A 13937-nucleotide genomic window follows, 5' to 3' on the forward strand; every position below is an offset into this window, starting at 1 on the left:
GGTATGACAACAAAAGCTCCAGGGTGTTTCTTTCTTGTCGTCATAATGTTATTTACAATAACTTGTTGGATAATAACCGCCTGTGCCTGAGAATGGAAATATCTAAGCTGGATTTAACCGATACCCGTTGCCCGCTGGCCTTACTGACGGCAAAGCGCACTTGCCGTCTGCTCAAAGCCGGGCAGCCGTTGGAGATACATATCTGTGATGCCGGCTCAAGAAAAGATATACCACGCTATTTGTTGAATCATGGGTTTCAGGTTCATATTCAATCAGATAACCCACAGTTACTTGTGATTACCGTTACTAGAAGGTTGTGACGCTCATATGCTCGAAATGATTAGTCGCTGGTATCAGCGCAGATTTTCTGACCCCCACGCGGTCAGTTTGGTGGCGATCCTCTTGGTGGGCTTCATCACCATCTATTTTTTCGGCAACCTCATCGCGCCTTTGCTTGCTGCAATAGTGCTCGCTTACTTACTGGAATGGCCGGTGATGTATCTGACCCGGATGAAAGTGCCACGAACGCTGGCCGTCACTCTGGTCATATTGCTGTTCGCCGGGTTAATGGTGATGGCCGTTTTCGTGTTGATTCCTGTTATTTGGCATCAGATCAGTAATTTGCTTTCTGATATGCCGAGTATGTTTAACGATCTGCAGCATTATGTGTCCAGCCTGCCAGAGCGATACCCTGAACTGGTTCAGCCGGAGCAGATAACGACTGTGATGACCAGCCTTCGCGCAAAAGTGCTGGGTATGGGCGAGAGTGCTCTGAAAGGCTCAGTGGCATCGCTGTTGAGCCTGGCGACACTGGCTGTCTATCTGATTTTGGTGCCCTTACTGGTCTTTTTCTTGCTGAAAGACAAGGATGAGATGCTCAGTGCTTTCAGCCGCATACTGCCTCGCAACCGTCGCCTGGCCAGTAAGGTAGGCGCTGAAATGAACCAGCAGATTTCAAATTATATCCGCGGTAAGGTCACTGAAATTTTTATTGTCGGTACTGTCAGTTACATCACTTTTGCGCTGCTTGATTTGCGTTATGCCTTGTTACTGGCTGTGCTGGTGGGTTTCTCGGTATTGATTCCATATATAGGCGCGGCAGCGGTGACTTTGCCTGTCGCTATGGTCGGGCTGTTCCAGTGGGGGCTGACGCCAGACTTCTGGTGGCTGCTGGTGGCCTACGGCATTATTCAGACGCTGGATGGTAATGTGCTGGTGCCTGTCCTCTTTTCTGAAGCGGTGAATCTTCATCCGGTCGCTATCATTATTTCCGTGCTGGTCTTTGGCGGGTTATGGGGCTTCTGGGGGGTGTTCTTTGCGATTCCGTTAGCCACACTGGTGAAGGCCGTTTGGAATGCTTTACCGGCCACAGATCATGGCGAAGAGGCCGATTAACCATCACTTAGCTAGTCAGCACACAGCTAGTCATCGCACAGGGAGGTTGCGTGAATATATCCGTGAAGATATTACTGCTGACCGGGCTGGCGATGCTGGCGTTTGCTGCCAATTCACTGCTTAACCGGGTGGCCTTGTCTGACACGACAATTGATCCCGCCAGTTTTACTCTGATTCGTTTACTGGCGGGGGCTCTGTTTTTATGGCTCATTCACGCTTACCGTCATTCAGGTAAGAAACACAAAGCGAGTGTGGGCGGCAACTGGCTGTCTGCGCTGGCACTCTTCATCTATGCAGCCGGCTTTTCTTTTGCTTATCTCAGCCTGACAGCAGCGACTGGTGCATTACTGCTATTTGCCGCGGTGCAAATCACCATGATGGCCGTTGCGCTGAGCAAAGGTGAAAGGCTGACCTCCTTGCAAGTGATTGGTTTTACACTTGCCCTGGCAGGGCTGGTGGTGCTTTTGTTACCCGGGGTGTCAGCGCCTTCCTGGCAGGGAGCTGCTCTGATGCTGATGGCGGGGGTGGCTTGGGGAGCCTATACCCTGCGAGGTAAAGGTGCCACAGATCCGCTCCAGACGACGGCAGGGAACTTTTTGCGTGCTGTGCCATTTGGTCTGGCATGCTGGTTGATATGGGGGAAAACTGAGCTGGATGTGCTCGGGGTGTGGTATGCCGTGCTTTCTGGTGGGCTAGCCTCAGGCGTCGGTTATGCGATTTGGTATACTGTCTTACCTTCGCTGAGCGCAATGATAGCGGCTACCGTTCAGCTCAGCGTGCCTGTTCTGGCGGCTGTCGGTGGTGTGCTGATGTTATCGGAGCCCGTGACACTACGATTGCTGGTCGCTTCGATGGCGATTCTGGGAGGGATAGCCATGGTTATCGGGGCCCGAAAAGTGACCAATTCAGGGCGATGACGCTGAAAGCACAAAGGCCGAGCTGACGGCCTTTGCTGAGTGTCTGCAGGACTAGCTGTTACCGTTCAGATAAGCCAGCACGACTTCGTGGTGATCTTTGGTTTTGAACTTATTAAAGACATGTTCAATGACACCGTCTTCGTTAATCAGAAAGCTGATACGGTGCAGGCCATCGTACACTTTGCCCATGAACTTTTTCTCGCCCCATACGCCAAACTGTTCGGCAACAGCATGATCTTCATCAGAGAGCAGAGTGAAGTTCAGGTTGTCGCGCTCAATGAATTTAGGCAGGCGTTTGACCGGATCAATACTGATACCCAGTACAGCGACGTTCAGCGCATCCAGCTCCGATTTGCTGTCGCGTAATCCGCAGGCTTGTACGGTACAGCCCGGGGTCATGGCCTTAGGATAAAAATAAGCGAGTACTTTTTTACCTTTGAAGTCTTTCAGGCTGACAGGCGCACCATTCTGATCTGGCAGAGTGAAGTCAGGCGCAGGAGTACCTGCAGTCAAGGTTTGCATGTGTCGTTCCTTATCATTCGGAGGTTACTTGGGTAAATGGCCGGTAAATGTCACTGTGCCTGTGACTTGCACTGTCTGGCACAGGGCTTCAAATTCTTCCTGCAAAGACATCAGATTGCAACCTTCAGGCAGATTAGTACTGAGTTGTAAGGTGAGCTGGTCTTCTTCACCTTTACCTACTTCTTCCTGGGAGTGAGCACTGAGTGCTGAGATGTCTATTTGGCGGCTGGCACAGAAATGGGTGAACTTTTCTATCAGACCCGGGGCATCATTGCCTTCAATGTGGAAGTCGGCGGTATAGGGATAAAAGCGGTGCTCGTGCTTGGTGGTTCTTTTCATAACGGTCAGCAGATCAAACTGCTGGGCCTGAAGCGGCAGGGTTGCTTCAACCTTGGCTATCGATGCTGCCGTTCCTGACAGTAAAAGTATGAAGGTAAATTCACTGCCAAAAATAGCCAGTCGGCTGTCTTCAATATTGCAGCCGCTGAGTGAGATATGTCGGGTAATTTCATCAGTAATACCCGGGCGATCTGAGCCGATTGCGGTGATGACGAGGTAGTGTTCCATACAGTTTCACATTGATGACCTTTATGTTTGCATGGTAGCACAGCCAACTTATCTCCTGCCATGAAGTTACCTGCGCAAATGATGATATTGTTATGATTGGTATATTTTGTTGTTAAATTCGCTGGCAATGGTGCAAGCCACTGGTTTAATCCACTTTTGACAGGGGATCACAGGACAGAATTAACGAACAGGATATGGCCAGCCATGACAGCTATTTTACATTCTACTTGCTTGTGTTTACTGCCACTGAAAAGTACCATGAGAAATCAATAAAAAAGGGAGATCGACATGTTTACTGGTAGCATGGTAGCGCTAGTTACGCCCTTGGATGAAGTCGGCGAAGTTGATTACGCCAGCCTGAAATCCTTGGTTGAATATCATATTGCAGCGGGTACAGACGCGATTGTCGCTGTTGGTACCACAGGTGAGTCAGCGACTCTGACTGTTGAAGAGCACGTCAAAGTCGTGCTGAAGACAGTCGATTTTGCTCAGGGACGTATCCCTGTTATTGCCGGTACAGGCGCTAATGCCACCCATGAAGCCATCACTTTTAGCAAACTATTCTCGGGTACGGGCGTAGCAGCTTGCCTGACCGTCACACCGTATTACAACAAACCGACTCAGGAAGGTTTGTATCAGCATTTTAAAGCGATTTCAGAAGCCACCGATCTGCCTCAGATTCTGTATAACGTACCAGGTCGTACGTCGGTAGACATGTTGCCTGAAACGGTTGCCCGCCTGTCTAAGCTGGATAACATTATCGGCGTCAAAGATGCGACAGGTGATTTAGCCCGAGTGGAAAAAACACGGGAACTTTGTGGCAAAGATTTCCTCCAATTCAGCGGTGATGATGCAACAGGTCTGGAATTTGTGGCACGCGGCGGTCACGGCGTGATTTCTGTGACGGCGAATATTGCAGCACCAGATATGGCAACTATGTTCCAGTTGGCCTTAAAAGGAGAACTGGACGAGGCGAAAGCCATTGATGCTAAACTGATGCCGCTGCACAAGCACCTGTTTGTTGAGTCCAATCCCATTCCGGTGAAATGGGCAGCACAAAAGCTTGGACTGATTCAGCACGGCACACTGCGTTTGCCATTAACGCCACTGAGCAAAGAGGCTGAACCTGTGGTGTTGCAAGCGTTGAAAGATGCGAAACTGCTGCCTTCACTGGCTACCGCATAGGAACGTAAGAACTCTACATGAATGTGAATTACAGGCTGGCAGTTACAGCTGTCATGGTGGCTGCTTTGGCTGGCTGTTCTGGCAGTGCAGAGCGACGCCGACAGGCTAACCAGGATTTTAATTATCTGGAAACAGCGCCGTTAAGCAGCTGGAACAGCCCTAGCGGCTCAGCAGCGACGCTGTCGAACGAGTATGCGATACCGTCTAAAGAATACCCGGGCGCGATTGGCAGGGCTGTTGATATTCGCCCTCCTCAGCAAGTTCTGGCCCTGATCCCTGGTGCCAGAACTGTGCACAACAGCGATGGTACCGTTAGTTTGCAGTTAGTGAATTCGGCTGAACTGGACGAGTTGTGGACTCTGACCAAACGTATGGCAACTGAGCGTAATATTGCTCTTGATGTGAATACGGCCCGGACGCTTGAAACCGGGTGGGTGAACTGGAACAACGAAGATGAAGATACTGAGATAAGCAGTCGCTATCGGATTTCTCGTGCCAGTGCCAACGACCAGAACCTGTATACCATCAAACTGCTCGACTGGCGTGAAGCCGGTGTAGAGAAACCTGTCAGTATGGTTAATCAGGAGCGTTACAGCATTCTGATGACCAACCTGGTGATGGCCAAGTACGATGCTTATGAGCGAGAGAAAGCAAGATTACGTGCCGAGGAGCTGGTGAAGCAGATCCCAATCACTATGGGCCAGGATCGTAGCGGCTTGCCTGTGATTATCGCCCGCGCGCCTTATAACGTGTTCTGGGAACGCCTGCCAAGTCTGTTGCAGACCCTGGGCTTTACTGTCGACGGGCGTAATCGCTCACAAGGCACGATCGATGTGAGCTTCCGTAACCCGGATGACAGCTTCTGGGTCGATTTAGGCATTCAGCCTCTGCAGTTGGAAAACCGCGAATATAAGTTGCAGCTGGGGGATTTGGGTAACCGGACTTCGATCACAGTGACAGATGAAGACGGAAAACCGATCACAGACGAGGCATTAGAAAGTATTGCTCCGGTATTAGCCGCTGTGATTGACAAAGATAATCAGAAGTAATTTTTTTCTGATTCTTATCGCGACAAAAGTTAACTGACAAAACGAGAACGACAAAAAAACGCTTCGGCATCTGAAAGGATTGCCGAAGCGTTTTCTTATGTACGGATAAGAGAAAGGGTATTCTCTGCTATCACGCGTTTTACTTCACTACTTCGCCTTTTGCCTGCAGATCGGCATGGTAGGATGAGCGAACAAACGGGCCACAGGCAGCATGAGTAAAGCCCAGTTCCAGCGCGATTTCTTTCAGCTCATCAAACTCTGACGGCGGCACATAACGCTCAACCGGCAGGTGATGTCGGCTTGGTGCCAGGTACTGACCCAGTGTCAGCATGGTGACACCGTGAGCGCGAAGATCTTTCAGTACTTCCACAATTTCTTCTTTGGTTTCACCCAGTCCCATCATCAGGCCTGACTTGGTCGGCACTTCAGGATGCATCTCACCAAACTTTTTCAGCAGATCCAGTGACCACTGGTAGTTGGCACCCGGGCGGGCCTTGCGGTACAGGCGCGGTGCGGTTTCCAGGTTGTGGTTGAAGACATCCGGCGGGTTATCGCGCAGGATCTCCAGAGCATGATCCATACGACCACGGAAGTCGGGTACCAGAGTTTCGATTTTGATGTCAGGGTTTTTCACCCGAATCTCACGGATACAGTCAGCAAAGTGTTGGGCACCACCATCACGGAGATCATCACGGTCAACCGAGGTGACAACCACATAGCGCAGTTTCATGTCGGCAATGGTCTGAGAAAGCTGTACCGGCTCTTCGGCATTCGGAGGCAGAGGACGGCCGTGGGCCACGTCGCAGAACGGACAACGACGAGTACAGATAGCACCCAGAATCATGAAGGTCGCAGTACCGTGACTGAAACACTCTGCCAGGTTAGGGCAAGAGGCTTCCTCACACACGGAGTGGAGGTTGTTCTTGCGCATCGCCGCTTTGATTTCCTGAATACGCTGAGTGTCGGCCGGGAGCTTGATCTTCATCCACTCTGGCTTACGCAGCATTTCGCGAGGCTTTTCCTCTGCTTCCATGTTACGTACAGGAATCAGGGCCATTTTATCGGCGTCACGGTATTTGACACCAGGTTCAATTACGATCGGTTTGCTCATGATTAATTGCTTTCCGTTGTCCACTCTATGCTCTGGTAATCGAGCAGTTTCACTAACTCATCGACAAGTACAGGTTGCACGTCAGCCAGTTCTGTAGGGCCATTTAGCCTGGCCAGCTGAGTCATTTCCATACCCGCATAACCGCAGGGATTAATACGCAGAAAAGGTGTTAAATCCATGTCGACATTAAGAGCCAGACCATGAAAAGAACAGCCGCGACGGATACGTAGGCCGAGTGAGCAGATTTTTTTACCGTCGACATACACGCCAGGTGCATCAGGACGGGCGTTGGATGCTACACCGAAGCGGGATAGCGTGTTGATTACGGTGTTTTCAATGTGCGTGACCAGTTCGCGGACGCCAAGTTTATGGCGACGCAGGTCAATCAACAGATACATCATTTGTTGTCCGGGACCATGATAGGTCACCTGTCCGCCACGGTCACTCTGAAAAATCGGGATGTCGCCGGGATTGAGCACGTGTTCAGCTTTGCCAGCCTGACCCTGTGTAAAGACGGGAAGGTGCTCAACCAGCCAGATTTCGTCGACAGTGTCGTCATCACGGTTGGCGGTAAAGTGATGCATGGCCTCATAAGTAACAGAATAGTCTGTCAGGCCCAGATTGCGGACAATGAGATTTCGTTGCACATTTCACCCATGTTGTCTGTCGGTCTCAGTTGAGAGCCATTCGAGACCAATAATGGTGCATTATAAATCGTGGCGGCTAAAATTTCAGCCGCCAATTGCTCGGTAGGACCAGGTATCAGAGCACGACACGAACAATGTCGATTTCACCCAGCTCTTTATACAGGGTTTCAACCTGCTCAATATGGGTCGCTGTGATAGTGATAGACACGGCACTGTAGGTCCCTTTTCCGCTTGGTTTAACGGTTGGGGTATAATCGCCAGGCGCATGACGCTGGACAACTTCCACCACCAAATCAGGCAGCTCAGGCTTGTTAAAGCCCATTACCTTGAAAGAAAACTGACAAGGGAACTCGAGTAAATCTTTAAGTTTTGGCTGTTCTTGCTGTTGCATGCTGAACTCCCAGGAAGGTATGCGGTATATCACAATTTAGGGCAGCATATTAATGGCTCGCAGTCCATAACACAAGTCAAGCATAGGGGCTGGGAAGCAGGCCGCAGCGGCAAAAAGAAAAAGGACAGCGAGGCTGTCCTTTATCAAAAGCGGTGACTTAGCTTAGCCAGCCTTTAAAGAGTAAGACTACGTAGTCAATTAAGCGGCTGAAAATACTGCCTTCGTTAACTTCGTTGAGCGCCAGAAGCGGGTATTCAGCCACGTCTTCATCGCCCAGACGGTAGTAAAGTTTACCTACCACGTCGCCTTTACGGATAGGCGCTTTTAACTCTTTTTCCAGCACAAAGTTAGCTTTCAGATCTTTGGCGGAACCGCGAGGCAAGGTCACGAAAGTATCCTGATTGACGCCCAGGGAGACTTCATCGTTGTCGCCCATCCAGACTTTTTCGGTGACAAAAGTTTCGTTCGCTTTATGCGGCGAAACGGTTTCGAAGAAGCGGAAACCGTAGTTCAGTAACTTCTTACTCTCAGCCTTACGGGCATTGGCGCTTTTGGTGCCCATCACAACCGCAATCAGGCGCATCTGACCTTCAGTGGCGGTACTGACCAGGCTGTAACCCGCATTGTCCGTGTGGCCGGTTTTCAGGCCGTCAACATTCAGGCTTTTGTCCCACAGCAGGCTGTTACGGTTAAACTGTTCAATGCCGTTGTAACGGAATGATTTTTCTTTATAGATGGCAAACTCATCCGGCACATCACGGATCAGACCCTGTGCCAGCAAGGCCATATCATAAGGTGTGGTGTACAGTTTGTCGTTGTCCAGGCCGTGTACATTGGCGAAGTGTGTTGAATCCATGCCCAGCGATTTCGCCCAGCCATTCATCAGATCAACGAACGAGTCTTCTGAACCGGCGACATGTTCAGCCATGGCCACACAGGCATCATTGCCGGACTGAATAATAATGCCGCGATTAAGGTCAGCGACTTTTACTTCGCTGCCCACTTCAATGAACATTTTTGATGAACCCGGGAAATTTTTTGCCCAGGCATTTTTGCTGATCACAACAGTATCATCCATAGAGATGTTACCGCGTTTGATTTCCTGACCGATCACATAACTGGTCATCATTTTAGTCAGGCTTGCAGGTGGAATCTTATCGTATTCTTGTTGCCCGGCAAGAATTTTGCCTGAATGGTAATCCATCAGGACATAACCTTTAGCGGCTATCTGCGGGGCTTCTGGAACAACGGCGGGCGCCGCGGCCGCTGAAAGACTAGTCAGTAAAGCGGTTGAAACAGCGACAGAGCGAAAAAATGCAGCAGATTTATTCATGATATATGTTACTTGGGTTACGGATATCAAAAAATTGGAACCACTATATCAGATTGAGCTTGTTTAAACAGTTCTCAACCAGAGGAATAGTGGTTCATTGAGGGATCTTGTGAAATTTTTACATTCTTTTGTCAGACTTTGCCCTGACAAATTAGTTCAACTCACGTTGTTCAGAAACGACAAATGCTTCTGGGAATTGGCTCGCCCTGGCTTTATTTCTTTGTATCTCGGCTTCACCTGAGTCGAGGTACGGACCCAGGCGAAGCCGATAGACGGCGGCGGACTCGGCTTTTTTTACATCAACCTGGGTGTTGAACTCTGATTTGAGCTTCTGAGCGGCGAGTTGGGCTTTATTGAGATCACTGAATGCTGCCAATTGCACAAAGAACCATTTGGGATTTGCGCTTTGCCATTCAGCAGTAGAGTCTGGTTTGGGCATCTGCAGCAGCTCAATTTTGACCGGCGCCGTGCCGTGACCCACCACATCCAGTTTGGTGGCCGCTGCCATGCTGAGATCTATGATACGTCCTTCATGGAACGGGCCGCGGTCATTGACCCGGACAATGGCACTTTTGCCATTGCTGGTATTGGTGACTCTGACATAGCTGGGTAACGGTAAGGTTTTATGCGCCGCTGTCATCGAATACATGTCATAAATTTCGCCGTTAGACGTTTTGTGACCATGAAACTTTTTGCCGTACCATGAGGCCAGCCCTTCTTCACTAAAAGGCTGCTCGGCCGGTACAATGGCGTAGGCCTGGCCTCTCAGCGTGTAATCTTTATTGCCGGCCAGACTTTTGGGCTCGTACCTTGGCTGTGCATCTTCAATGTGATCCAGGGTGGGGGAACTCTCTGGCGCGTGGTCATCTTTTATCTGATAGCGATCGGAGTGAGTCGTGCTGCACCCTGCCATGAGCAGGGTGACACTGAGTGAAAAAGCGAGTGATTTGGACACTGTGTGCATCAGTTAGCCTTGGACAACATTTTTCTGTGGGTGTGGATAGACATCAGGATACCGAAACCTGCCATCAGGGTGACCATGGAGGTGCCGCCGTAGCTGATCAGGGGCAGCGGAACGCCGACCACAGGCAATAAGCCACTGACCATGCCAATATTGACGAATACATAAACAAAAAAGCTCAATACGATACTGCCTGCCATCATACGGCCAAAGGCGGTTTGTGCCCGGCTGGCCAGTAGCAGTCCGCGGCCGATAACGAACAGATACAGGGCCAGCAGGCCGATGACCCCGGACAGTCCCCATTCCTCTGCGATGACGGCAAAAATGAAGTCGGTATGGCGTTCCGGCAAAAACTCCAGCTGTGACTGGGTACCGTGGAGCCAGCCTTTACCGGTAATACCGCCTGAACCAATGGCAATTTTCGACTGAATGATGTGATAACCCGCGCCGAGTGGATCGGACTCAGGGTTAAACAGTGTCAGCACCCGGGTGCGCTGATAATCATGCATCAGGAAGAACCAGAGCACCGGGATGAACGCACCGATCAGCATGCCGGCAAAAATAATAATCCGCCAGCTGATGCCGGACAGAAAAAGCACAAATACCCCGGATGCGGCGATCAGGATCGATGTGCCCAGATCGGGTTGTTTGGCAATTAGAATGGTTGGCACGAAAATCATCAGGGTTGCGATGATAATATTTTTCAGGCTGGGGGGCAGCGGGTGGTTTCCGATAAAACGGGCCACCATTAAGGGGACAGCCAGTTTGATCAATTCAGAAGGCTGGAAACGGACGACGCCCAGATCCAGCCAGCGCTGTGCCCCTTTGGAAATTTCGCCCACCAGCAGTACTCCCACCAGCAGCAGTAAGCCGACCCCGAACAGATAGGGAGCCCAGGCTTCATAGTGGCGAGGGGCAATCTGGGCCAGGATGAACATCACCGCCAGAGACAGCAGCATACGGACCGCCTGGCGTTCCATCATGTCAAGGTTCTGGCCGCTGGCACTGTACATGACGACCAGGGCGAATCCCATCAGCGTCAGGATCCCCAATAATAAAGGAACGTCGATATGCAGGCGATCACTCAAGGTGGCTTTGCTGCCTGCCGCAGCCATGATACTCATTGCGAAACCTCAGCCAATGTCGATTTATCTTTGTCATCTTGATTGAGCAGCATATGGTCAAAAATCTGCCTTGCTACCGGGCCACCATTACTGGAACCGCCACCGGCATTTTCAAGCACCATTGCCACTACGTATTCAGGGTGCTCAAAGGGGGCAAAAGCGGTGAACAGCGCGTGGTCTCGCAGATGTTCTTCAAGCTCTTCGGCATTATATTCTTCATCTTCAGCCAGTCCGAAAACCTGGGCTGAACCGGATTTACCGCCAGCTTTGTATTCTGCGCCGTAGAAAGCGCGTCTTGCCGTCCCGCGGTTGCCATGCAGTACCCGGTACATACCATCTTTGGCGACCTGCCAGTATTTAGGATCGACACCGGAAATGGGTGGAAAAACTTCGTACTTGGCGGGGATTTCTCCATCGGCATCCATAATGCTTTTCAGCAAATGCGGCGCCCGGACAACACCGTCATTGACCAGTACTGTGGTCGCTTTGGCTATCTGCAATGGCGTTGATGTCCAGTACCCTTGCCCGATCCCGACAGGAATGGTGTCGCCCTGATACCAGGGCTGGCGGAAACGTGCCTGTTTCCATTCGCGGGTAGGCATGTTTGCTTTGCTCTCTTCCGCAATATCAATCCCGGTATATTCACCGTAGCCAAACTTGCTCATCCACGATGATAACCTGTCGATCCCCATGTCATAGGCAATCTGATAGAAAAAGGTATCGACTGACTCTTCAATGGCTTTGTGGATACTGACTTTGCCGTGACCCCAGCGCAGCCAGTCACGGAATGGCCGGCTGTTGGTGTTCGGGATTTTCCAGTAGCCAGGATCGTTGCGTGTCGTCCGTGTTGTGATGACGCCTTCGGCTAAGGCTGCCACAGCAATCGCCGGTTTGACGGTTGAGGCCGGCGGGTAAATCCCCAGAGTAACCCGGTTCACCAGCGGCCTGTCTTTGTCATTGAGTAATTCGTTGTACTGTTTCGAAGAAATGCCATGTACGAACAGGTTAGGGTCATAACTCGGGCTGGAAACCATCGCAAGCACGGAGGAATCTTCTGGATCCATCACCACCACAGAACCCCGTTTCAGCTTGGTGTATTCTTCACCGGTTTCCGGGTCGATTTTCTTTTCAGTCAGCAGCTCTTTAACATACAACTGCAGACCAATATCCAGATTCAGGCGCAGATCTTTGCCCGGCACAGGCGGTACATATTTCAGGGTGCGGATGATACGGCCGCGGCTGTTGACTTCGACTTCCTGGTAGCCAGAGGTGCCGTGCAGCAACTCTTCATAGTATTTTTCAATGCCCAGCTTGCCGATATCCCGGGTGGCCTTGTAGTTGTTAAGGCGCTCTTCCCTGTCCAGCATCTCTAGATCCCTGTCATTGATTTTTGCCACATAACCAAGCACATGGGTGAGCGCGTCGCCGTAAGGGTAGTAACGTTTCAGGTAGGCTTTAACCTCCACACCCGGAAAACGGTGCTGATTAACGGAGAAAAGGGCGACTTCTTTTTCGGTCAGCTGGTTACGCAGCGGTACAGAGTTAAAGCGCCGAGTACGGCGACGCTCTTTGTCAAAGCGTTCAATCTCTTCCTCTGAGATCCCCAGCAGTGATTTCAGACGGCCAAAGGTATCATCCAGATCCGGGACTTTCTCTGTGACCACTTCCAGCGAATACACTGGCCTGTTTTCGGCCAGTAATACGCCGTTACGGTCGTAAATCATGCCGCGGTTAGGCGAGACAGGGACAATTTTGATGCGGTTGTCATTGGAGCGGGTCTGATAATCTTCAAACTCACGAACCTGAATGTGATACAGGTTCGCAATCAGCACACCAATCAAAGCAAAGATACCGACAAAGGAGAAGACCGCTCGTCTGAAAAACAGAGACGATTCGGCCTGATGATCCCGGATCTGAAGTCGCTTTCTGCGCATGCCGTCTATTCCCTGTGGTATGGGTGGTTGGCTGTGATGCTCCAGGCCCGGTAAAGGCTTTCGGCCATCACAATACGCACCAGCGGATGTGGCAGCGTTAACGGAGACAGGGACCAGCTTTGTTCTGCAGCGGCTTTACAGGCCGGTGCCAGACCTTCAGGTCCGCCAATCAGTATAGACACATCCCGGCCGTCCAGTTTCCAGCTTTCCATCTGATCGGCCAGTTGTTCTGTGTCCCAGCGTTTACCCGGAATATCTAAGGTGACAATGCGGTTGCCTTTGGCAACGGCAGCCAGCATAGCCTCGCCTTCTTTTTGCAGAATACGGGCTATATCCGCATTTTTACCCCGTTTGCCGGCTGTAATTTCAATCAGTTCCAGCGGCATATCTTTAGGAAAACGGCGGCGGTATTCCTCAAAGCCGGTTTCTACCCATTTAGGCATTTTTGTGCCGACCGCGATCAGTTGCAACTTCATCCGTCAGTTAGCCCCAAAGCTTCTCCAGTTGGTAAAGCTGACGCGCATCTTCTTGCATGATGTGCAGCATGACGCTTCCCATATCAACCACGACCCATTCAGCGTCTTCTTCGCCACTGATACCAAACGGCGGGAAGTCTATCAGTTTGGAGGCAGTGTTGACATTGTCTGCAATCGAAGCGACGTGGCGGTTTGAAGTACCGGTACAAACGACCATGAGATCAGTAATGCTGGATTTGCCGCGCACATCCAGAGTGACTATGTCCAGGGCTTTCATGTCATCAATTTTGTCAATGACGAAGTCGTGTAGTTCTTGTAGCTGCAA

At 50.8% G+C, this 13937-nt stretch carries 16 protein-coding genes; 5 read left to right on the forward strand and 11 right to left on the reverse strand.

Translation table 11 applies throughout. The features are described from left to right. The first annotated feature begins 92 nt into the window (after positions 1 to 92). Genes L6J37_RS07955 through L6J37_RS07965 form a run of 3 tightly spaced genes read left to right on the forward strand, consistent with a single transcriptional unit; the run spans position 93 to position 2312 of the window. Entirely contained in the window at positions 93 to 320 is a 228-nt protein-coding gene (locus L6J37_RS07955; RefSeq protein WP_237794852.1) for a sulfurtransferase TusA family protein, read from the forward strand. A 7-nt stretch (positions 321 to 327) separates the two neighbouring features. After that, positions 328 to 1395, forward strand: coding sequence for an AI-2E family transporter (locus tag L6J37_RS07960; RefSeq protein WP_237794721.1), 1068 nt, complete (start codon positions 328 to 330; stop codon positions 1393 to 1395). A gap of 50 nt (positions 1396 to 1445) precedes the next feature. Beyond that, positions 1446 to 2312: a DMT family transporter gene (locus L6J37_RS07965; RefSeq protein ID WP_237794724.1), complete on the forward strand. Its 867-nt coding sequence runs from the start codon at positions 1446 to 1448 to the stop codon at positions 2310 to 2312. Positions 2313 to 2363: 51 nt separating this feature from the next. Here the strand turns inward: L6J37_RS07965 and bcp are convergent, their stop codons facing one another. Both bcp and L6J37_RS07975 read right to left on the reverse strand, forming a co-directional pair. Next, entirely contained in the window at positions 2364 to 2834 is a 471-nt protein-coding gene (gene bcp / locus L6J37_RS07970) for a thioredoxin-dependent thiol peroxidase (RefSeq protein ID WP_192014580.1), read from the reverse strand. A 24-nt stretch (positions 2835 to 2858) separates the two neighbouring features. After that, entirely contained in the window at positions 2859 to 3401 is a 543-nt protein-coding gene (locus L6J37_RS07975) for a glycine cleavage system protein R (protein ID WP_192014581.1), read from the reverse strand. Positions 3402 to 3689: 288 nt separating this feature from the next. Here L6J37_RS07975 and dapA point away from each other — a divergent pair, with 288 nt between their 5' ends. Next, positions 3690 to 4586, forward strand: a complete 897-nt coding sequence (gene dapA, locus L6J37_RS07980; RefSeq protein WP_027253793.1) for a 4-hydroxy-tetrahydrodipicolinate synthase — start codon at positions 3690 to 3692, stop codon at positions 4584 to 4586. 17 nt (positions 4587 to 4603) lie between these two features. Continuing rightward, positions 4604 to 5635, forward strand: a complete 1032-nt coding sequence (gene bamC / locus L6J37_RS07985; RefSeq protein WP_237794726.1) for an outer membrane protein assembly factor BamC — start codon at positions 4604 to 4606, stop codon at positions 5633 to 5635. A 139-nt stretch (positions 5636 to 5774) separates the two neighbouring features. Here the strand turns inward: bamC and lipA are convergent, their stop codons facing one another. The 9 genes from lipA to rsfS all read right to left on the reverse strand — a co-directional run bounded on the left by lipA (position 5775) and on the right by rsfS (position 13937). Beyond that, positions 5775 to 6746 (reverse strand): lipoyl synthase, encoded by a 972-nt coding sequence (lipA, locus tag L6J37_RS07990; protein WP_192014583.1) that lies wholly within the window; start codon positions 6744 to 6746, stop codon positions 5775 to 5777. A 2-nt stretch (positions 6747 to 6748) separates the two neighbouring features. Then, a complete protein-coding gene (gene lipB, locus L6J37_RS07995) occupies positions 6749 to 7393 on the reverse strand; it encodes a lipoyl(octanoyl) transferase LipB (RefSeq protein ID WP_192014584.1) in 645 nt (214 codons plus the stop codon). A gap of 115 nt (positions 7394 to 7508) precedes the next feature. After that, on the reverse strand, positions 7509 to 7784 hold the full coding sequence (ybeD, locus tag L6J37_RS08000; RefSeq protein WP_192014585.1) for a DUF493 family protein YbeD: 276 nt from the start codon (positions 7782 to 7784) through the stop codon (positions 7509 to 7511). Positions 7785 to 7941: 157 nt separating this feature from the next. Beyond that, entirely contained in the window at positions 7942 to 9117 is a 1176-nt protein-coding gene (locus L6J37_RS08005; protein WP_192014586.1) for a serine hydrolase, read from the reverse strand. Between the two features lie 151 nt (positions 9118 to 9268). Beyond that, positions 9269 to 10081: a septal ring lytic transglycosylase RlpA family protein gene (locus L6J37_RS08010; RefSeq protein ID WP_192014587.1), complete on the reverse strand. Its 813-nt coding sequence runs from the start codon at positions 10079 to 10081 to the stop codon at positions 9269 to 9271. Next, positions 10081 to 11202, reverse strand: a complete 1122-nt coding sequence (gene mrdB, locus L6J37_RS08015; protein WP_237794728.1) for a peptidoglycan glycosyltransferase MrdB — start codon at positions 11200 to 11202, stop codon at positions 10081 to 10083. The genes L6J37_RS08010 and mrdB overlap by 1 nt, the downstream gene beginning before the upstream one ends. Next, a complete protein-coding gene (gene mrdA / locus L6J37_RS08020; RefSeq protein WP_237794730.1) occupies positions 11199 to 13136 on the reverse strand; it encodes a penicillin-binding protein 2 in 1938 nt (645 codons plus the stop codon). Before mrdA ends, mrdB begins: the two co-directional genes overlap by 4 nt. A 5-nt stretch (positions 13137 to 13141) precedes the next feature. After that, positions 13142 to 13612: a 23S rRNA (pseudouridine(1915)-N(3))-methyltransferase RlmH gene (gene rlmH / locus L6J37_RS08025; RefSeq protein ID WP_192014590.1), complete on the reverse strand. Its 471-nt coding sequence runs from the start codon at positions 13610 to 13612 to the stop codon at positions 13142 to 13144. A gap of 7 nt (positions 13613 to 13619) precedes the next feature. After that, positions 13620 to 13937: a ribosome silencing factor gene (gene rsfS / locus L6J37_RS08030; RefSeq protein ID WP_192014591.1), complete on the reverse strand. Its 318-nt coding sequence runs from the start codon at positions 13935 to 13937 to the stop codon at positions 13620 to 13622.

The organism is Photobacterium sp. WH77 (assembly GCF_022014395.1).
In the GTDB taxonomy this organism is placed as follows: Bacteria; Pseudomonadota; Gammaproteobacteria; order Enterobacterales; family Vibrionaceae; genus Photobacterium; species Photobacterium arenosum.

What these genes read in the sequence shown, in the direction of transcription:
- L6J37_RS07955 (WP_237794852.1), top strand. Translation starts at nt 93, where the DNA reads ATGGAAATATCTAAGCTGGATTTAACCGATACCCGTTGCCCGCTGGCC.
- L6J37_RS07960 (WP_237794721.1), top strand. Translation starts at nt 328, where the DNA reads ATGCTCGAAATGATTAGTCGCTGGTATCAGCGCAGATTTTCTGACCCC.
- bcp (WP_192014580.1), bottom strand. Translation starts at nt 2,834, where the DNA reads ATGCAAACCTTGACTGCAGGTACTCCTGCGCCTGACTTCACTCTGCCA.
- L6J37_RS07975 (WP_192014581.1), bottom strand. Translation starts at nt 3,401, where the DNA reads ATGGAACACTACCTCGTCATCACCGCAATCGGCTCAGATCGCCCGGGT.
- dapA (WP_027253793.1), top strand. Translation starts at nt 3,690, where the DNA reads ATGTTTACTGGTAGCATGGTAGCGCTAGTTACGCCCTTGGATGAAGTC.
- bamC (WP_237794726.1), top strand. Translation starts at nt 4,604, where the DNA reads ATGAATGTGAATTACAGGCTGGCAGTTACAGCTGTCATGGTGGCTGCT.
- lipA (WP_192014583.1), bottom strand. Translation starts at nt 6,746, where the DNA reads ATGAGCAAACCGATCGTAATTGAACCTGGTGTCAAATACCGTGACGCC.
- ybeD (WP_192014585.1), bottom strand. Translation starts at nt 7,784, where the DNA reads ATGCAACAGCAAGAACAGCCAAAACTTAAAGATTTACTCGAGTTCCCT.
- L6J37_RS08005 (WP_192014586.1), bottom strand. Translation starts at nt 9,117, where the DNA reads ATGAATAAATCTGCTGCATTTTTTCGCTCTGTCGCTGTTTCAACCGCT.
- L6J37_RS08010 (WP_192014587.1), bottom strand. Translation starts at nt 10,081, where the DNA reads ATGCACACAGTGTCCAAATCACTCGCTTTTTCACTCAGTGTCACCCTG.
- mrdB (WP_237794728.1), bottom strand. Translation starts at nt 11,202, where the DNA reads ATGAGTATCATGGCTGCGGCAGGCAGCAAAGCCACCTTGAGTGATCGC.
- mrdA (WP_237794730.1), bottom strand. Translation starts at nt 13,136, where the DNA reads ATGCGCAGAAAGCGACTTCAGATCCGGGATCATCAGGCCGAATCGTCT.
- rlmH (WP_192014590.1), bottom strand. Translation starts at nt 13,612, where the DNA reads ATGAAGTTGCAACTGATCGCGGTCGGCACAAAAATGCCTAAATGGGTA.